This window comes from Nocardia sp. NPDC058176, assembly GCF_042883805.1.
Lineage (GTDB): Bacteria > Actinomycetota > Actinomycetes > Mycobacteriales > Mycobacteriaceae > Nocardia.
Window position 1 is genome coordinate 413,912 of the sequence record NZ_JBHVVA010000004.1, and the last position, 18,718, is coordinate 432,629.

Annotated in this window: 15 protein-coding genes and 1 riboswitch; of the genes, 9 read left to right on the plus strand and 6 right to left on the minus strand. The window is 69.8% G+C overall.

Annotated elements, in window-relative coordinates; genetic code table 11:
* Nucleotides 1–9: 9 nt before the first annotated feature.
* Entirely contained in the window at nucleotides 10–471 is a 462-nt protein-coding gene (locus ACFVVM_RS23220; protein ID WP_387621792.1) for a DUF2752 domain-containing protein, read from the plus strand.
* 38 nt (nucleotides 472–509) lie between these two features.
* Nucleotides 510–695: a hypothetical protein gene (locus ACFVVM_RS23225; protein WP_387621795.1), complete on the plus strand. Its 186-nt coding sequence runs from the start codon at nucleotides 510–512 to the stop codon at nucleotides 693–695.
* On the opposite strand, the gene ACFVVM_RS23230 is transcribed toward ACFVVM_RS23225, so the two are convergent.
* The 3 genes from ACFVVM_RS23230 to ACFVVM_RS23240 form a co-directional block, all read right to left on the minus strand.
* Complete coding sequence (locus ACFVVM_RS23230) at nucleotides 680–2,035, minus strand: M1 family metallopeptidase (RefSeq protein WP_387621798.1); 1,356 nt, start codon at nucleotides 2,033–2,035, stop codon at nucleotides 680–682. The two genes, ACFVVM_RS23225 and ACFVVM_RS23230, sit on opposite strands and share 16 nt — an antisense overlap.
* Nucleotides 2,035–5,961 (minus strand): Pls/PosA family non-ribosomal peptide synthetase, encoded by a 3,927-nt coding sequence (locus ACFVVM_RS23235; protein ID WP_387622355.1) that lies wholly within the window; start codon nucleotides 5,959–5,961, stop codon nucleotides 2,035–2,037. The genes ACFVVM_RS23230 and ACFVVM_RS23235 overlap by 1 nt, the downstream gene beginning before the upstream one ends.
* 156 nt (nucleotides 5,962–6,117) lie before the next feature.
* On the minus strand, nucleotides 6,118–6,552 hold the full coding sequence (locus tag ACFVVM_RS23240; RefSeq protein ID WP_387621801.1) for a MarR family winged helix-turn-helix transcriptional regulator: 435 nt from the start codon (nucleotides 6,550–6,552) through the stop codon (nucleotides 6,118–6,120).
* A 240-nt stretch (nucleotides 6,553–6,792) separates the two neighbouring features.
* A riboswitch (SAM riboswitch) is annotated at nucleotides 6,793–6,907 on the plus strand.
* A gap of 48 nt (nucleotides 6,908–6,955) precedes the next feature.
* Between ACFVVM_RS23240 and ACFVVM_RS23245 the strand changes: the two genes are divergently transcribed.
* Nucleotides 6,956–8,272 carry an aminotransferase class V-fold PLP-dependent enzyme gene (locus ACFVVM_RS23245; RefSeq protein WP_387621804.1) on the plus strand — a complete coding sequence of 439 codons (1,317 nt, stop codon included), beginning with the start codon at nucleotides 6,956–6,958 and terminating at the stop codon, nucleotides 8,270–8,272.
* Nucleotides 8,273–8,526: 254 nt separating this feature from the next.
* The gene (locus ACFVVM_RS23250) at nucleotides 8,527–9,069 is read left to right on the plus strand and encodes an excalibur calcium-binding domain-containing protein (RefSeq protein WP_387621806.1); all 543 of its coding nucleotides are present in this window, start codon (nucleotides 8,527–8,529) and stop codon (nucleotides 9,067–9,069) included.
* Nucleotides 9,070–9,168: 99 nt separating this feature from the next.
* On the opposite strand, the gene ACFVVM_RS23255 is transcribed toward ACFVVM_RS23250, so the two are convergent.
* Both ACFVVM_RS23255 and ACFVVM_RS23260 read right to left on the minus strand, forming a co-directional pair.
* Nucleotides 9,169–9,804: a Uma2 family endonuclease gene (locus tag ACFVVM_RS23255; RefSeq protein WP_387621809.1), complete on the minus strand. Its 636-nt coding sequence runs from the start codon at nucleotides 9,802–9,804 to the stop codon at nucleotides 9,169–9,171.
* Between the two features lie 40 nt (nucleotides 9,805–9,844).
* The gene (locus ACFVVM_RS23260; protein WP_302876327.1) at nucleotides 9,845–10,312 is read right to left on the minus strand and encodes a flavin reductase family protein; all 468 of its coding nucleotides are present in this window, start codon (nucleotides 10,310–10,312) and stop codon (nucleotides 9,845–9,847) included.
* A gap of 215 nt (nucleotides 10,313–10,527) precedes the next feature.
* On the opposite strand from ACFVVM_RS23260, the gene ACFVVM_RS23265 reads away from it, so the two are divergent.
* Nucleotides 10,528–11,670, plus strand: a complete 1,143-nt coding sequence (locus ACFVVM_RS23265; protein WP_387621811.1) for a Fic family protein — start codon at nucleotides 10,528–10,530, stop codon at nucleotides 11,668–11,670.
* Between the two features lies 1 nt (nucleotide 11,671).
* Here ACFVVM_RS23265 and ACFVVM_RS23270 read toward each other — a convergent pair whose 3' ends face one another.
* Nucleotides 11,672–12,148 carry a YbaK/EbsC family protein gene (locus tag ACFVVM_RS23270; protein ID WP_387621814.1) on the minus strand — a complete coding sequence of 159 codons (477 nt, stop codon included), beginning with the start codon at nucleotides 12,146–12,148 and terminating at the stop codon, nucleotides 11,672–11,674.
* Between the two features lie 141 nt (nucleotides 12,149–12,289).
* Between ACFVVM_RS23270 and ACFVVM_RS23275 the strand changes: the two genes are divergently transcribed.
* The 4 genes from ACFVVM_RS23275 to ACFVVM_RS23290 all read left to right on the plus strand — a co-directional run bounded on the left by ACFVVM_RS23275 (nucleotide 12,290) and on the right by ACFVVM_RS23290 (nucleotide 18,582).
* Nucleotides 12,290–13,111 carry a crotonase/enoyl-CoA hydratase family protein gene (locus tag ACFVVM_RS23275; protein WP_387621817.1) on the plus strand — a complete coding sequence of 274 codons (822 nt, stop codon included), beginning with the start codon at nucleotides 12,290–12,292 and terminating at the stop codon, nucleotides 13,109–13,111.
* An 87-nt stretch (nucleotides 13,112–13,198) separates the two neighbouring features.
* A complete protein-coding gene (locus ACFVVM_RS23280) occupies nucleotides 13,199–13,690 on the plus strand; it encodes a MarR family winged helix-turn-helix transcriptional regulator (RefSeq protein WP_387621820.1) in 492 nt (163 codons plus the stop codon).
* Nucleotides 13,687–15,462: an MDR family MFS transporter gene (locus tag ACFVVM_RS23285; RefSeq protein WP_387621822.1), complete on the plus strand. Its 1,776-nt coding sequence runs from the start codon at nucleotides 13,687–13,689 to the stop codon at nucleotides 15,460–15,462. Before ACFVVM_RS23280 ends, ACFVVM_RS23285 begins: the two co-directional genes overlap by 4 nt.
* 141 nt (nucleotides 15,463–15,603) lie before the next feature.
* A complete protein-coding gene (locus ACFVVM_RS23290; protein WP_387621825.1) occupies nucleotides 15,604–18,582 on the plus strand; it encodes a BTAD domain-containing putative transcriptional regulator in 2,979 nt (992 codons plus the stop codon).
* The last annotated feature ends 136 nt before the right edge of the window (nucleotides 18,583–18,718 follow it).

An 18,718-nucleotide genomic window follows, 5' to 3' on the forward strand; every position in this document is an offset into this window, starting at 1 on the left:
GGTGAAGGCGTGGACAGCACGCCAGTCACGGCCGCATTCTCCGGCGCCGGTTCGAACCAGGAACCCGTTCCGGTCTGGCGTCGGATGGCGCCCCCGCTGATCGCCGCGGGGATCGGCCTCGGCACGTTGGCACTGCTGCACTTCCGCGATCCGCACGTCGAGGGTTCCTATGGTCTGTGCCCGGTGTACGTGCTGACCGGGGTGTACTGCCCCGGCTGCGGCGGCATGCGGGCCATCCACAATCTGACCGACGGCCGGGTCCTCGACTCGCTGCACAGCAATGTGCTCGTACTCCCGCTGCTTCTCGCGTTCGCGGTGTTCGTCGCGGACTGGCTGATCCGTGCCCGCCGCGGGCAGCCGTGGCGGTTGCCGCGATTGCGCGCCGTGACGGTGTGGTCGTTCGTCGGCCTGCTCACCGTCTACACCGTGTTGCGCAACACGCCGTGGGGAACCTGGCTCACCCCGGTCTGAGACTGGAAACCGCGCCGATCAGCGGGCAAGCTCGAGGTATGCGCGATTCACTGAAGGACCGAGTCCGGCAGAAGTTGCAGCGCCAGCTCGCCGAGGACGGCCCCGACCCCGAGCGCGACGACACCCGCGGCATCTCGGTGTCCGACGATCTCGAGGCGCTGGAGATGGTGCCCGCCGACGACCCGCTCGTCGAGGAACTGGCCCAGCGCTATCTGGTGTTCTGATGCCCCTGCCCGCCCAGCGGCGGTAGTTGCGGCAGTGGCTTGGCGCCCAGCCAGATCGCGAACAGCCCGCGCAGCGGCGCGACGCTGTAATGGCCTGCCAGATCGACGAATTCCTCGGTGGTCACCGAGGAATGGCGGTAGCGCGCGGTCCACTCCCTGATCAACTCGAAGAACAGGTGGTCGCGCAGTTCCAGCCGCAGCGCGTGCAGGGCAAGCGCACCGCGCTTGTAGACGCGGTCGTCGAACATGTCCTTGGGACCGGGATCGCCGACGACGATGTCCTGCGGATGCCGGGCCAGATTGGCCCTGGCGGCGCGGGCCAGCTGATCGGCGCTCGGCCCGCCCGCGGCCTCGGACCAGATCCACTCGGCGTAACAGGCGAAGCCTTCGTGCAGCCAGATGTCGCGCCACTGCTTCAGGGTGAGGCTGTTGCCGAACCACTGGTGGGCCAGTTCGTGGGCGACCAACCGCTCCGAACCGCGCTTGCCGTCGCAGTGATTGGCGCCGAACACCGAGATGCCCTGTGCCTCGATCGGGATGTCGAGCTCGTCGTCGGTGACGAGCACGGTGTAGCTCTCGAACGGATACGGCCCGAACTTCTCGCTGAACAGCGCCATCATCTCGGGCTGACGGGCGAAATCGTGGTCGAAGTTGGTGCGCAGCCGCGGCGGGACCACCGCCTGCATCGGCACCGGTTCGCCGGGCGCGCCGATCCGGTACTTGCGGTAGTTGCCGATCTGGATGGTGGCCAGATAGCTCGCCATCGGTTCGGGCGCCTCGTAGACCCAGGTGGTCTGGCTGGCCTTGGCCTGTTTGCGGACCAGGGTGCCGTTGGCGAGGGCGTAGAACGGGCTGTCGGTGGTGATCGAGATCCGGTAGGACGCTTTGGAACTCGGATGGTCGTCGCACGGGAACCAGGAGGCGGCGCCGTTGGGCTGGCTGGCGACGAGCGCGCCCTCGGTGAGTTCCTCCCAGCCGACCTCGCCCCACGGTCCGCGCACCGGCTTGGGCGTGCCCGCGTAGTGCACGGTGATCTCGAGGACGCCGCCCGCGGGGATCTTCTGCTGCGGGGTCACCGCGAGCTTGCCCTGCTGATGCGCGAACTTGGCGGCCTTGGACCCGTTGACGAACACCTTCGACACGGTCAGCGCCTGCGACATGTCCAGGGTGAACCAGGTGCGCACCGCGGTGGTGACCGCGATGACCACCGCGCGCCCGGCCAGCCGGTTGCTGGCCGGTTTGTAGCTCAGTTCGAGCTCGTAGCGCGAGACCCGGTAGCCGCGATTGCCGTTCTGCGGCAGGTAGGCGTCGATCGGGTCCTCGTAGAACTTGCTCCGCATCAGGCGGCCCCGCGCTGCCTCGACTCCAGCGTCGAGACGGGCTCGGTCCACGGCGAGATGGGATTGCCCCACCAGCGCGTCGACGGCGGGACCACATCGCCGCGCATCACCAGCGACGCGGGTCCGATGGTGGCGCCCGCGCCGATATGGGCGGCGGGCAGGGCGACGCAGTGCGGGCCGAGGGTGGCGCCCGCGTCGAGGGTCACGGTGTCCATGGACATGATCCGGTCGTGGAAGAGGTGGGTCTGCACCACGCAGCCGCGTTCCACGGTCGCGCCGTCACCGAGTGTCACCAGGTCCGCCTCCGGTAGCCAATAGGACTCGCACCATACCCCGCGGCCGATCTTGGCACCGAGTCCGCGAAGCCACAGGTTCATCACGGGAGTACCCGTGGCGGCGCGGGCGAACCAGGGCGCCGCGACGGTCTCGACGAAGGCGTCGGAGACCTCGTTGCGCCACACGAACGAGCTCCACAGCGGATGCTCCACGGCCTTGATCCGGCCGACGATCAACCACTTCGCGGCGACCGCGATCGCCCCGGCGACCGCACCGGCGGCCATCAGCACCACGCCCGAAACCAGCGCGGCGACAAGGTAATCGGTGTGCTGGGCGATCAGGGCGAGCACGAACAGCACGCCGAGGCCGATGGCGAAGGTGATCATCACCGGGATCAGCCGGCAGGTCTCGACGACGGCGCGGGCCAGCTTCAACCGCAGCGGCGGATCGAAAGTGCGCGCGGTGTCGGAGGAGTCGGTGTCGCGGCGCAGGCGCACCGGCGGGCTGCCCAGCCACGACGAGCCCGCCTTGGACTTGATCGGCGCGGCCGAGAGCACCGCGACGAGGCCGTTCTTGGGCACCCGCCGGCCGGGCGCGGTCATGCCGGAGTTGCCGAGGAAGGCGCGCTTGCCGACCTTGGCCTCGCCGATGCGCAGCCAGCCGCCGCCGAGTTCGTAGCTGCCGATCATGGTGTCGTCGGCCAGAAACGCGCCGTCGGCGACCACGGTGAACTTGGGCAGCAGCAGCACCGTCGAGGCTTCGACGTTCTTGCCGATCCGGGCGCCGAGCAGGCGCAGCCACAGCGGGGTGAGCAGGCTGGCGTAGAGCGGGAACAGGAAGGTGCGCGCGGAGTCGAGCAGGCGTTCGGTGGCCCACACCTGCCAGCCGGTGCGGCTGCGCACGGGGTGGTAGCCCTCGCGCAGGCCGATGCCGAGCAGGCGGACCGCGATCACGGTGGCGGCCGCGTAGACACCGAGGCTGAGCAGGGTCGCGACCGGGAGGATGGCGAACCCGCGCAGGGCGGCGGCGCCGATGGTGGTCTCCTCGCGGACCCACCAGGCGATGAAGGTGCCGCCCACGGCGAGGCCGAGCACGGGCATCGCGGCAAGTGCCATCGACGAGATGCCGAAGACCACCAGCCAGTGCCTGGCGCGTTCGGGGGTGTGGTCGGGCCAGCGGCGCGGCGCCTTACCGGTCTTCGCGGCCGGGGAGCCCGCCCATTCCTGTTCGCCCTTGACCTTGCCCGAGACGGCCGAACCGGGGGCGATCTCGGCCTTCTTGCCGATCTTGGTGCCGGGCAGCAGGATCGAGCGGGCGCCGATCACCGCGCCCTCGCCGATGGTGATGCCGCCGATGTGCACGATGTCGCCGTCGACCCAGTAGCCCGACAGGTCGACCTCGGGTTCCACGCTGGCGCCGTCGCCGAGTTCGAGCATGCCGGTGACCGGGGGCAGGGTGTGCAGGTCGACGCCCTTGCCGATCTTGGCGCCCAGCGCGCGGGCGAACGGGACCATCAGCGGTGCGCCGGACAGGCTTTCGGCGCCGCTGGCCTCGGACAGGCGGACCGCGGCCCACAATCTGAGGTGGACCCAGGAGCCGCGTGGATACGAACCCGGCCGTAGCCCGGCCAGCAGGATGCGAGCGCCTGCCACGCACAGCGTCATCCGGCCGATCGGCGAGATGAACAGGACGAAGGCCAGCACGATCCACCACCACGACAGGCGGGGCAGCCACGGCAGCGAACCCGACCAGGCGGCGATGCCGGAGACCACGGTCAGCCAGGTGACCCATTGCAGGCCGGTCAGGGTGGTCAGCGGGATCGTGGCCAGGACCTGGGCGAGCTGGGCGCGGCGGGGAGTCGGGGCGACCACGCGTTTGTCGACGGCCGCGACCGGCGCGCTGCCGTCGAGCAGCTCGACCAGCGAGCCGAGCCGGGGGTGATCGTAGAGATCGGCAACCGTGACGTGCGGGAACCGTTCGCGCAGCGCGCCGACCAGCTGGGCCGCGGCCAGCGAGCCGCCGCCGAGATCGAAGAAGTCGGCGCTCAGATCGGTGGCCTCGGCGCCGAGGATGGCGTCCCAGAGCCCGGCCACCCAGGCCGCGGTGCCGCCGAGACCGGAGTCGGATGTCTCCTCGGTGCTCGGCAGCGGCCAGGGCAGCGCGTCGCGGTCGACCTTGCCGGAGGTGCGGGTCGGCAGGTCGGCGACGATCGCCAGGCGCGGCACCAGCGGGGCCGGAAGTTGTTCGGCCAGAATCTCTCTGGCCTTCTTCACGTCGAAATCGGGTCCGGCGCCGGTGAGGTAGCCGACCAGGATCTTGTTGCCCGCCTTGGTGGTCCGGATCGCGGCGGCCGCGCCGCTGATGCCGGGAAGGTGCTGCAGGGCGTTGTCGAGCTCGCCGAGTTCGATGCGGCGGCCGCCGATCTTGATCTGGTCGTCGGCGCGGCCGAGGAAGATCAGGCCCTCGCGGTCGTTGCGCACCAGATCGCCACTGCGGTAGGCGCGTTCCCAGCCCAGCGAGGGCAGCGGGGCGTACTTCTCGGCGTCCTTGGCCGGATCGAGGTAGCGGGCCAGGCCGACGCCGCCGATCACGAGTTCACCCGACTCGCCCTCGGGCACGGGATTGCCCTGCGGGTCGACGACGGTGAGATCCCAGCCGTCCAGCGGCAGGCCGATCCGGATCGGCATCCCGCCGTCGAGCAGCGCGGCGCAGGCGACGACGGTGGCCTCGGTGGGGCCGTAGGTGTTCCACACCTCGCGCTCGACGCCGCCCGCGAGACGTTCGGCCAGCTCCGGCGGCACCGCCTCGCCGCCGAAGATCAACAGCCGCACCGACTCCAGCGCCTCGGCGGGCCAGGTCGCGGCCAGGGTCGGCACGGTGGAGACGATGCTGATCTCGCGGCGCATCAGCCAGGGGCCCAGGTCGGCGCCGGTGCGGACCAGGTCACGCGGGGCGGGGACCAGGCAGGCGCCGTGCCGCCAGGCCAGCCACATCTCCTCGCAGGAGGCGTCGAAGGCCACCGAGAGACCGGCGAGCACACGGTCGCCGGGGCCGATCGGGGCGCGCTGGAGGAACAGCCGGGCCTCGGCGTCGACGAAGGCGGCGGCGTTGCGATGGGTGACCGCAACGCCTTTCGGGGTACCGGTGGAGCCGGAGGTGAAGATGATCCAGGCGTCGTCGGCGGGGGTGGGCAGGGTGTTCCAGTCCGAGACGTCGGTGCGGCCCGCCGCGGCGGTGGCCGACTCGATGCCGTCGCCGGTGGCGATCGCGCTCACTCGCGCCTCGCCGAAGACCAGTTTGGCCCGTTCCTCCGGGTCGTCGGCGTCGACGGGGACATAGGCGGCGCCGCAGTAGAGCACGGCCAGGATCGTCACGTAGAGCGCGGCGCTGCCGGAGGGCATCCGCACGCCGACCCGGTCGCCGGGGCGAACGCCCGCCGCGGTCAGCTCGGTCATCCTGGACTCGATCGCGGCGATCAGTTCCAGGTAGCTGAGCACGACCGTGCCGTCGTCGATGGCAGGCGCGTCGGGATGGGCGAGTGCGGTGCTGGTCAGGATGTCGACCAGGGTGCGCGGCGGTGCGGCGAGGTCGGCGCGCAGCAGCGGATCGCGCAACGTCCCCGTCGCGGCCTCGGTGCGTGGCTCGAGCATGGCGATCGGTCCACCTCTCATCGGTTGACCCCCATCGGTGGTGTCTGTTGTTTCACGGCCGGGTTACCAGGGGGCAAACGGGATGGTCACCGGATGCCAACGGTACTCGCCGGATGGTGTGGCCCACGGCAACCGCGGGCGGGCGTCGTCGCGGGATCACGACGCCGCGGGCGGCGGCTCGTCGAGTGCGGTGCGGGCCAGCCGGTGCAGGGCGGCCTGCTCGTCGGCGTCCAGTGGCGCCAGGACGCGGGCGGTGGCCTCGGCGATGATCTTGTCGGTGCGCTTGCACTGCTTGCGTCCGGCCTCGGTGATCCGCAGCCGGTACTTGCGCCGGTCCTTGCCGTCGCGGGTGCGTTCGACCAGGTCGGCGCGCTCGAGCGCGTCGATGAGGCGGACCACTTCGCTGCGGTCGATGCCGAGCGCGTCGCCCACCTTCTTCTGGGTGAGGTCGGCGTTCTCCGCGATGAAGGTGAGTACCCAGTGATCGCGCAGTGGGATGCCGATCTCGGCGTGCAGTGCCTTGGTGAGCCGTCCGAGCGCGTACACCGGGTAGCGCGGCAGGCCGCGGACGGAGTTCGTGTTCGTGGACATGTCGGCCACCCTAGCAAATAGTGGGGGAAATCAATCATTTGGGATGTCCATGATCGGGAGTGTCGACTGTTTCGGTGGATGTGGTAGAGGGGCAATTCGGTGGCAATCCGGCCGGGTGCGCACCGTCACGTGCGGTGTGTTCGCCAGAAGATGTTGCGGTGCAAGGGATTCCGGGCGGTCGGTTCCGGCTCGCCGAAAGGTGGTTGACATCCTCGGCGCTCGTCTGTCACTCTCGATGCAGGTCACGAGTACCAGCGACAAGCCCCGGCTAGCTGGTCGGCAACCCTCCTCCGCGGTGGGGTGCTCCGGGTGACGACCAGGCCGCCGTCCGCTGTGGGCGCGGCAAGCGCGGACTCTTGCACCCATTTCGGGAACGAGTCCCTGAGCCGACGGGATACTCCTGATGACTGCTGTGATCGACCCCACCTGTGCCCTGGCGACCGTCTCCGGCGCCGACCTCCAGGTTCCGCTCGTGCAGGGCGGCACCAGCACCTACGCCAACTTCGACTATGCCGCGAGCGCACCCGCGTTGCGGCAGGTCACCGACCGGATCTCGCAGCTGCTGCCGTACTACGCCAGCGTGCACCGCGGCGCCGGCTACGCCTCGCGGATCTCCACCGAGTGCTACGAGGCCTCGCGCGGCGCCGTCGCCCGGTTCCTCGACGCCGCCGACGACCAGGTCGTCGTGTTCACCCGCAACACCACCGACTCGCTGAACCTGCTGGCCGGATGCGTGCCGGGGGAGACCGTGGTCCTCGACATCGAGCACCACGCCAACTTCCTGCCGTGGACCGCGCACGGGCGCCGCGTCGTCGAGGCCGCCGACACCGTCGAGGAGACGATCCGGCGGGTCGTCGCCGAACTGTGCAGCAAGCCCGCCGCGCTGCTCGCGATCACCGGGGCGTCCAATGTCACCGGTGAGGTGCTGCCGCTGGAGCGCCTGGCCACCATCGCCCACCTGTGCGGTGCGCGGATCCTCGTCGACGCCGCCCAGCTGGCGCCGCATCGCCGGATCTCCCTGCGCGAGACCGGCATCGACTACCTCGCCTTCTCCGGGCACAAGCTGTACGCGCCGTTCGGCGCCGGTGTGCTCGTCGGCCGACGGGACTGGCTGGACGCGGGCGAGCCGCATCTGGCCGGCGGTGGTGCGGTGCGCGAAGTCGGTGTGGCGCAGGTCGAATGGGCGCCCGCGCCGCAGCGGCACGAGGCCGGATCGCCGAATGTGCTCGGCGCGGCCGCCATCGCCGCCGCCTGTGACGCGCTGGCCGCGTTCGATCCCGCCGAACTCATCGAGCACGAACGCTTCCTGGCCGATCGCCTGCGCGACGGGCTCACCGCGATTCCCGGGGTCTCGCTGGTCAACATCTGGTCCGACAGCGCCGATTCCGTCGGGATCGTCGCCTTCACCGTCACCGACCACGCCCCCGGCAAGGTCGCCGCCTACCTCTCCGCCGAACACGCCATCGGCGTCCGCGACGGCCGCTTCTGCGCCCACCCCCTGCTCGCGAGCCTCGGCCTCGACGCCGCCCTGCGCGCCAGCATCGGCCTCGGCACCACCGCCGCCGATGTGGACCGGTTGATCGGCGCCATCGCGACGTTTGTCGAATCCGGTCCCTCGTGGGAGTACGCCACCACCGACGGTCTGTGGAATCCGACCCCCGAAACCCGCCCCCTCACCGCCGATTCGCCCGCGGGCGCGGCACCCTGCCTGATCGGCTGAACGGGTGAGGCCTCGGCGTCGTCGTGAGTTCGGCGTCGGCTGACCCCGGGCCACTGTGGATCCAAACGAATCTTGGCCGCTGAGAGGTGTTCTCGGCGGTCGAGTTCGTTCAGCGGGCAAGTGGCACGATGTCCTGACGATTCGGGCTCGCCCGTCGCGAATTTGCAGGTTTAGAACCATGCTGAATGGGTAACGCACGTCGGGTCGGTCGCGATCAAACCCCTATAGCTTGCTCGTCCACTCAAGGGGAGATTGTGACTCGACCGATTCAGTCGCCCGATCCATGGGCTCGCCCGCCCCGGCAGCCGGACAAGAAGCGGCGCTGGCCCGTTGTTGCCGGGATCGGCGCGGCCGGTGTGGTCGGACTCCTCGTTGGCGTCGGAGTCGGTGAAGAGGAGTCCTCGGTCGCCCAAACCACGACGATCACGTTGGTCGAAACCGTCACTGCCACATCGGCACCGACGACCACCTCCACCGACCCGGCCACGCCGACGGCCGAACCGACACCGACCGCCGAGGTGACACCGACCGCCACCGAGGACTTCCCGGTAGCGCCGCTGGCCCCGCCGGTACCGACCACGACCATCGTCGCGCCACCGCCGCCACCGGTCATCCTGCCCGCGCCGACCACAACCGTGCCCGCCCCACGCGTCGCCGAGGTTCCCCCACCCGCCCCCAGTGCCTACTACCCGAACTGCGCCGCGGCCCGCGCCGCCGGAGCCGCGCCGCTGTACGCGGGCGAACCCGGCTATCGCTCCGGGCTCGACCGCGATGGCGACGGAGTCGCCTGCGAATAGGGCTCGATCAACTCGCGCTCCTCGACCACGCCTTCGGCGGCGTCGCGTGCCGAACCGGCCAGCACGGCGCCGTCGTGAGTGGCCGTCGGGCGGTTCGGCTCAGTCGAGGTCCGCGTCGAGTGCGTCCCAGGTGATGGTGACGGCGAGTGGGTCGGTGATCGCGATCGCGGTGGGGCTGTGGGAGCGGAAGCGGGTTTCGGTGGAGATGTAGACGCCCGCGGTGTTGAGGCGGAGGATTTCGATGGACTTCACGCGTCCGTCGTTGTTCTCCATGCGGACGATCCAGTACTGCTCGATACCGAGGCGCGCGTATTCCGCTCGCTTGTCGACGCAGTCGGCGGTGATCGTCGCCGGTGACACCACTTCGACGACGAGGAGGGTGTCTCCCGCTGTCGGTTTCGTCTTCCACTTGTCGCGCGGGTCCTCGATGCAGCGATACACGATGGCATCGGGACGGCGGAAGTTGAAGGGCACCTCGGAGACCAACATGTCCAATTCGCCACTGGCTTTCAGGCATGGTTGCCCAGGACTGCGCTTGCGGATCGCTTCCCGCAGGGACTGTTTGATCACGTCGGCGATGGTGATGTGATTCGGCGAGGGTGAGTCGCAGTGCACGAGGAGGCCGTCCTTGACCTCGATCACTCGGGCGAGGTCTTCGGGCATCGCCAGATACATGTCCAGGTCGATATCCGGGACACCGGCGCGCAACCACGACCAGTCGTATGCCTCGCTCACCGGACCAACACTAGCTGTCGCACGCTGGTCGACGGCCCGATCAGGTGTCGAGGGCGGTGGGGCGGTGGTATTTGCCGTTGTAGTAGAGGAGGGGGGCGGCGGAGGGGGAGATGTCGGTGTCGTCGTGGACTCGGGTGACCAGGCCTACGGCGAGGGTGTGGTCGCCGATGTCGATGAGGTTGTGGATGGTGGTGCGCAGCCAGATGGGGGTGCCGTGCAGGACGGGTTCGCCGGTGTCGAGGGTGGTCCAGAGGGCTCGGTCGGTGAAGCGGTCGGCGGCGGTGCGGGAGAAGCGGTGGGCGAGGTGGTGCTGGTGTTCGCCGAGGAAGTGGATGACCACGGAATCGGCGGCGCGCAGGGCTTCGATGCTCGACGAGGTGTGCGCGATGTTGAACGACACCAGGGGCGGTTCCAGGGAGAGTGAGGCGAACGAGGTCGCGGTGAACCCGACCGGCCCGGCCGCCGACCCGATCGTCACCACGGTGACCCCGGCCGGATAGTGCCGCATCGAACCCCGGTACTGCTCGGCCGTGATCGGACTCAGATCGTCGGGAACCACCAGTTCGTCCGGAGAACGTCGCACATCACCCACCGCCCCAAACTACGCCGGGGTTCCGTCGGTTTCCCAGGGTCCGTGCTGTCCGGTTGATCCAGATCACTCGGGGGCGGGATCGCGGGAGCGAGAATCTTGACGTAATGATTACGTCAATGCATCATTGAGAGATGTTGTTTCCCACGCCCGCTCTGACGGCTGCCGACGAGGCAGTGCTGGCCGAGGTCGATCTGATGCGCGAGGCGCTGCGGTTCGAACTGCAGAGTGTCCCCGCGGTCTGGGCGGGCGGGCTGCGGAAGTTCTTGACCGCCGACGCGGTGTCGGCGTCGAATTCGATCGAGGGATTCAAGGTCTCGACGGTCGATGTCGAAGACCTCCTCGCGGGTGAGCGAGATGTCGAGGTCTCGGAAGAGAATCGGGCCGAGACCGCGGCATATGCCCGGATGATGACCTACGTCCAGACGCTGCACGACGTCGACGACTTCACCTACAGCGCGGGCTTCCTCAACGCGCTGCACTGGATGCTGCAGGGTCATCGGCACACCAGGCGCAAGCCTGCCGGGCAGTGGCGGCGCGGGCCGGTATACGTCACCGATGCTCGCGACCCCAGCATCGCCGCCTACACCGCACCCGAGGTGGGTCGGGTTCCGGTGCTGATGGGTGAGCTCGTGGATTGGCTGAACGACTCCTCCGACGCACATCCCCTGGTGTCGGCCGCGATGGCGCACCTGCATCTGGTGTCGATCCATCCCTGGGCCGATGGAAACGGGCGGATGTCCCGATCGCTGCAAACCCTGATGATCGCGCGGGAAGGGGTGCTGGCGCCGGAGTTCTCCTCGATCGAAGCCTGGCTCGGCAGGCCGGGAAATACCTGGGAGTACTACCAGGTGCTCGGCAGGCGGGGCAACGAGTACCGCCCCGATCAGGATGTGTCGGAATGGATCCGGTTCAATCTGACCGCTTACCACCAGCAGGCGCAGACCGTGCACGCTCGGGTAGACCGTTCGCGTCGCGTGTGGGAAACGGCCACGGACTATCTCCACGCGACTGGATTCGACGAACGCATCGTTTCCGCGCTGCACGATGTGGCGATGTCGGGGCGCGTGCGCCGGACCCGCTATGAGCAGGCGGAGGGGCTCAGTGCGCAACAGGCGCAGCGCGATCTGCGCGAGATGGTGCGTCGTGACGTGTTGGCCCCGGTTGGCCGTACGCGGGCCAGGTACTACGTTGCGGGCGAACAGTTCCCGGACCGGATGATCGAGATAGCCCGGACGCCTGCGGGTTTGGCCGACCCCTATCGCGACCGCGCCTGACTCAGTCGACCTCGATCGGCAAACCCGCGGTGATGCGGACCAGTTCGCGGAAGTTGGTGCGGAAGACCGTGTTCGGGTGGCCGCCTGCGGCCCAGACTTCGCGGTGGTCGGCGAGGGCGGTGTCGACCCAGGTGGGGAGGTTGGTGGGGTGGCCGACGGGGGCGGTGCCGTCGATGGGTTGGCCGGTGATGCGTTCGATGAGGGCGGTGGGGGCGGGGGTGAGGGTGCCTTCGAGGCGTTTGCCGGTGCGGGTGAGGTCGACGTGGTGGTGGCAGGCGACCAGGAGCAGGACGGGGTCGTCGTCGAGGAGGAAGACCTGGGCGGTGGTGATCGCGGTCGGGTGGGCGCCCAGGGCGCGGGCCGCCTCGGTCGCGGTGGCGGCGGGGGTCTCGGGCGAGACGATGACGCCGTGATGCCCGCGGGCGATGAGCGTATCGGCGACGCGGCATGCGACCGCCGGTAATGACGACCTGCGCATGAATCCAGAGTAGGTCGACAAACGGGAATATGGCGGGGGAGTAGGTAATTCGGTTTGCCGAAGGTGCGCCGGGGCCCGGTTCTTACTCACCGGTCAGGGTGCGGTACCGGTGCGAATCCGCCACCAGCGATAATCGTCCCCATGACTGAATGGCAGGCCTTTACCGTCGAGATCGCCGACCACGTTGCTCAGGTCACCCTGATCGGGCCGGGCAAGGGCAATGCGATGGGACCGGATTTCTGGCGTGAGCTGCCGGAGATCTTCCGCGCGCTCGACGCCGATCCGCAGGTGCGGGCCGTGGTGATCACCGGCGCGGGCAAGCACTTCTCCTTCGGGCTGGACCTGGCGGCGATGGGCGGCATGCTCGCGCCCGTGCTGGCCGACGACGCCAAGGCCGCCCCGCGCACCGAGTTCCTCAAGGTGATCCGCAGCATGCAGGACTCGGTGACCTCGGTGGCCGAGTGCACCAAGCCGGTGATCGCGGCCGTGTCCGGCTGGTGCATCGGTGGTGGTCTCGACCTGATCGCCGCCGCCGACATCCGTCTGGCCAGCGCCGATGCCAAGTTCAGCCTGCGCGAGGCGAAGGTGGCCATCGTGGCCGACATGGGTTCGCTGCAGCGCCTGCCCGGCATCATCGGCGAGGGTAATCTGCGCGAGCTGGCCTATACCGCCAAGGACATCGACGCCGCGCGCGCCGAGCGGATCGGCCTGGTCAACGAGGTGTTCGACGATCAGGAGGCGGTGGTCGCTGCCGCGCACGCGATGGCGCGCGAGATCGCCGAGAACCCGCCGCTGGTGGTGCAGGGCATCAAGGACGTGCTCGAGCAGCGGACCAGCCCGGCGGTGGCCGAGGGCCTGCGCTACGTGTCGACCTGGAACGCGGCGTTCCTGCCGTCCAAGGACCTCACCGAGGCGATCACGGCGGTGTTCCAGAAGCGCGCCCCGGAGTTCAAGGGCGAGTAAAGGCAGTTCAAACGGTTGCCCCGGCAACCGTTCTGTCTACATACTTGCATCACACAACTAATTGTTTGATGCAAGTAAGGGTGAGGCATGAGCGAGATCGAGCCGTCGATCGACACCATCGCGACCCAGCTCGTGCGGCTGCACCGCCTGCGCGATCGGACGATGGCCCAGGTGAAGGACCGCTCCGGGATCGACCCGGCGGGCTTCGTGGTGCTGTTCCGGCTGGTGTGCGACGGGCCGATGCGCTCGGGCGCGCTGGCCGAGGCGGTGCACTCGGACGCGTCGACGGTCAGCAGGCAGGTCGCGCAACTCGTCGAACGGGGACTGGTGGTGCGCACCGCCGACCCCGACGACGGCCGCGCGACCGTGCTCCAGGTGACCGACCACGGCCGTGAGGTCGCCGCGCGCATCCGTGTGCGGCGACAGGAGAGCGTCGCCGTCGTCACCGAGCAGTGGTCCAGCGAGGACCGCGCGGTCTTCGCCGCCCTGCTGACCCGCTTCGTGACCGACTACGACCGGGCCCGGCCGCTCCTCGCCGCCCGCACACCCGCGCTGAGCACTACGGAGAACCTTTCGTGACCACAACCGCGGCACCGGTGGACTCACCCGCCGGTTTCACCCACCGCCAGATCCTGACCGTGCTGTCCGGGCTCATGCTCGGCATGCTGCTGGCCTCGCTCGATCAGACGATCGTGTCGACGTCGATCCGCACCATCGCCGATGACCTGGGCGGCTACTCGCTGCAGGCCTGGGCGACCACGGCCTACCTGATCACCGCGACGATCAGCACCCCGCTCTACGGCAAGCTCTCGGACATGTTCGGCCGCAAGCCGTTCTACCTCACCGCGATCGGGCTGTTCGTGATCGGCTCGCTGCTGTGCACGCTGGCCGGGTCGATGTATCAGCTGGCGGCGTTCCGCGCGTTCCAGGGGCTGGGCGCGGGCGGCTTGATGTCGCTGTCGCTGGCCATCATGGGCGATATGGTCGGGCCCCGCGAACGTGCCCGCTACCAGGGGTATTTCCTCGCCACCTTCGGCCTCTCCAGCGTGCTCGGCCCGGTGCTGGGCGGTCTGCTGGCCGGACAGGACACCATCCTCGGCGTCACCGGCTGGCGCTGGGTGTTCCTGGTGAACGTGCCGCTGGGCCTGCTGGCCCTGGTGGTGGTGACCCGGGTGCTGCACCTGCCGCGCAAGCCGCACGCCACCCACCGCATCGACTTCGGTGGTGCGCTGGTGCTCGCGGTGGGCCTGGTGCCGCTGCTGATCGTGGCCGAGCAGGGCCGCGAATGGGGTTGGAGCAGTACCGCTTCGGTGGCCTGCTACGTGATCGGCGCGCTGGGCGTGGCCGGGTTCGTCGCGGTGGAGAAGTACATGGGTGACGCCGCGCTGATCCCGCTGCGGATCTTCGGCAATGTCACCTTCGCGCTCGGCGTGGTGATCTCGTTCGTCGTCGGCGCCGCCATGTTCGGCGGGATGCTGCTGCTGCCGCAGTATCTGCAGGTCGTGCGGGGGACCAGTCCGACCGAGGCCGGTCTGCAGATGCTGCCGATGGTGCTCGGGCTGATGATCGGCTCGATCGTGTCGGGCCGCCTGATCTCGAAAACCGGCCGCTACCGGGCCTTCCCGGTGATCGGCGCGACCATGCTGACCCTGGGCCTGTTCCTGCTGCACCTGCTCGACGCCGACAGCCCGCTGTGGCTGGCGATGATCTTCATGGCCTGCACCGGCTTCGGCCTCGGTAACCTCATGCAGCCGCTGACGCTGGCCCTGCAGAACGCGCTGCCGCCCAAGGACATGGGCGTCTCGACCGCGTCGGCGACGTTCTTCCGCCAGATCGGCGGCACCCTCGGCGTCGCGGTGTTCCTGTCGATCCTGTTCTCGGTGCTCACCCCGAACATCACGGCGCAGATGCAGTCCGCGGCCAACGACCCCGCCTATCGGCAGGCCATCGCCGCGGGCGCGCAGAGCACGAATCCGGCCGACGTCGCGCTGGCGAAGGGCCTGCTGGCCAACGACACCTCGACGGCCGGCCAGGTGCTGCAGGACAGTTCGATCATCCAGCAGCTGAATCCGGAACTGGCCAGACCGTTCCAGGTGGGCTTCGCGGAGTCGATGTCGACGGTGTTCCTGGTCGCCGCCGGTGTCGCGCTGCTGGCGCTGCTGCTGGTGCTGTTCTGGAAGGAGGTGCCGCTGCGCATGTCGGGCGGCATCGAGGCGGCGGGCGACGCCAAGGCCGCCGAGGGGGCCGGTGCGCTGGCCGAGACGGTCGCGCAGTCGAGTGCGCCCGCCGAGGACTCCTACGACGACACGAGGGCGGCTGGTCGTACCGGAGCAGGCGCGCCGCCGGGCTGATCGACCGATCGGCGGCGCGCCCGCCGCTCTCGGCGTCCCCTGGTCGACGAGCCGACCGCTCGGTACGATCCCGGCTGCGGCACTGGCCCTCCTCGCGCTAGATTGTCGGGTTCGGTGTTGTCGTGAGTAGGGATTGCCAGGATGCTGAAGTTCGCCGTGCTCGGTGAGGTCCGCGCCTGGCGGGACGACGCCGAACTCGAGCTCGGGTCGCGTCAGCAGCGGGCCGTACTCGCTGTGCTGCTGTTGCGCAGCGGCCGCTCGGCGACCGTGGACGAACTCATCGACGACGTCTGGGGCGACAATCCCACCACCAGCGCCGTCGGGGCGCTGCGCAACCACATCCTGCAGCTGCGCCGGGTACTCGAACCCGACCGCGCAGCGGGGGAGCCCGCCCGCGTGCTGGTCGGCCTCGGCGGCGGGTACGCGCTGCGCCTGCCCGCGGGCCGGGTCGACATCGAGCAGGTCGACGAACTCCTCGACACCCTGCGCACCGAGCCGGAGCCCGGCCGCGCGCGCGGCATCGTCGACGCGGCCCTGGCGCACTGGCACGGCACTCCGCTGGCCGGGCTGCCCGGCCCGTTCGCCGAACGACGTCGCGCGCACTTCACCGACCGGCGCCTCGCGCTGCTCGAACAGCGCGGCGAACTCGACCTGCGCCGCGGCCACTTCGGCGAGGTGATCGCCGAACTCACCGCGCTGTGTGCGCAACATCCGCTGCGCGAACGGCCGCGCGGGCTGCTGATGACCGCGCTCTATCACTCCGGCAGGCAGGCCGAGGCGCTCGCCGTCTACGCCGACACCCGGCGCGAACTCGTCGAACAGCTCGGCATCGAACCCGGCCGCGCCCTCGTCGACCTGCACCGGCGCATCCTGGCCGGTGAACTCACCCCGCCGCGCGAGACCGCGGCACCCGAGCGCCCTCGGGTCGTGGCGCGGGTGGCGCAACTGCCCGCCGATGTCGTCGACTTCACCGGCCGCGCGGAGGTGGTCGAGCTGATCGCGGCCCGGCTGACCGCCGAGGGGCCGGGGGTGCCGGTGTGCGCGATCGGCGGGATGGGCGGGATCGGCAAGAGCGCGCTGGCCGTGCACGTGGCGCATCGGGTGCGCGGGCGGTTTCCCGACGGGCAGCTGCACGTCGACCTGCACGGATTCGCGGTCGACCGGGCGGGCGGCGGCGCCACCGCGGCCGACACGCTCGGTGATTTCCTGCGCGCGCTCGGCGTGCCGGAGGGCGAACTGGCCGCCGGCGCGGCGGAACGGGCGGCCCAGTTCCGCAGCCGCCTCGACGGCAAACGCGTGCTCGTCGTGCTCGACAACGCCCGCTCGGTGGACCAGATCGCGCCGCTGATCCCCGGCACCTCCGGTTCGGCCGTCCTGATCACCAGCCGTTCGGCACTGCCCGAACTGCCGGGCACCACCGCGGTCCGGCTCGATGTGCTCACCGACGCCGAGGCGCACAGTCTGCTGACCGGGATCGCCGGAGCGGCTCGGATCGAGGCCGAGCCCGAAGCGGTCGCCGCGGTGCTCGACGCCTGCGGTGGGCTGCCGCTGGCGGTGCGGATCGTCGGGGCGAGATTGGCCGCGCGACCGGCCTGGACCGTGCACAGCGTGGCCGAGCGATTACGCGACACCGCCGGGCGACTCAGTGTGCTGCGCACCGGGGAACTCGCCGTGGCGGTGGCCTTCCGGATCAGCTACGACCAACTCGACGCCGCCCACGCGCGCGCGTTCCGGATGCTGGCGGTGCCCGAGGTCGACGAGATCCGCACCGAGGGCGCGGCCGCGATCCTCGGCATCGATGCCGCGCAGGCCGAGCAGGTGTGCGAGGAACTCGTCGACCTGAATCTGCTCGAGACCACCGCGCCCGGCCGCTACACCTATCACGATCTGCTGCGCCTGTTCGCCAGGGAACTGCCGAGCACCGGCGGCGCCGACCCGCCGCTCACCGCGCTGCGCAGGCTGCTCGACTTCTATCTCGCCACCATGAAACATGTTGTGGCCGTGTGTAATCCGGGTACCAGACTACCCGAACACCTGCGCCCGACCACCTCGGAGGGGCTGCGTTTCGCCGACCAGTACGCGGCGCAGGTCTGGCTGGCGGGTGAGCGGCACAACCTGGTCTCGCTGTACCGGCAGTGCGCCGAGGTGGGCGGGCCCGTGCTCGCCCCGGCCGCCGACATCGCCTGGGCCACCGCCGAACTCATCGACGGCGGCGCGAACTGTCTGGAGGTGGCGCGGGCGCTGGAGGAACTGCTCGACGCCGCGCTGCGCACCGGCGACCGCTCGGTCGAATGCCGGGTGCGGGTCGCGCTGGGCGCGCTGTTCGCGTATTCGCTGGGCGCGCTGCGGCAGGGGCGCGATCATCAGCGGATCGCGCTGTCGCTGGATCGCGGCACGATCAGCGATGCCAGACTCACCGCTTTCGCGGCGCAACTGCTCTCGTCCTCGACCCGGCGCGGCACCGAAACCGCCGCGCCGCTGGCACATTCGGCCAGGGCGATCCGGTTGGCGCGCCGGGTCGGCGATCGCGCGGTCGAATGCGCCTGTCTCGTCCACGAAGTGAAGACGCTCTCGGACGCGGGCGAGTTCGCGGCCGCGCTCGAACGGGCGGTTCTCGCGCAGCGGCTGGCCGTCGAGCTGGGTAATCGCTCGCTCGAGGTGATGGCGACCCACGAACTCGGGGTCACCCTGGTCTATCAGGGGCGCACGGCCGAGGGTGTGCGGATCTGCGAGGACGCGGTGGCGCTCGGCCGGGTCGGCGGGAACGAGCTGCGCCTGGGCTGGGCGCTGTCGCGGCTGGCGCACGTGCTGCTCATGGCGGGGCGCGCCGACGAGGCCGAACCCGTTGTCGACGAGGCGATCCAGGTGCTCACCCGGGCGATCGGACCGCTCACCAGGGCCAGGGTGCTGGTGCTGCAGGGGCTGATCAAGAACGCGCAGGGCAAGACCCAGCAGGCCGAGGACTGTTTCGGCGCGGCGGCGGAGGCTTTCGCCTCGATGCAGGACCCGCACCTGACCCACGAGCGGCTCGACGCCGAACTCGAGGCGCCGATCATGGTGCTGCTGCACGACCATCTCGCGGCCCTGCGTGAGCGGCGACGCGTCATCACGGCGTCATAGCAAGATCATCGCGCGGGTCCACTGGTAGCGGTGCGGTAGCGAACAGTGTTGTTCGCGCGATAGATTGCGTTATGTACCCGGATCCGCGTCGTCGCCGGGGGGTCGGCGGCACTGCCGGGTAACGAAAACGGGAAGT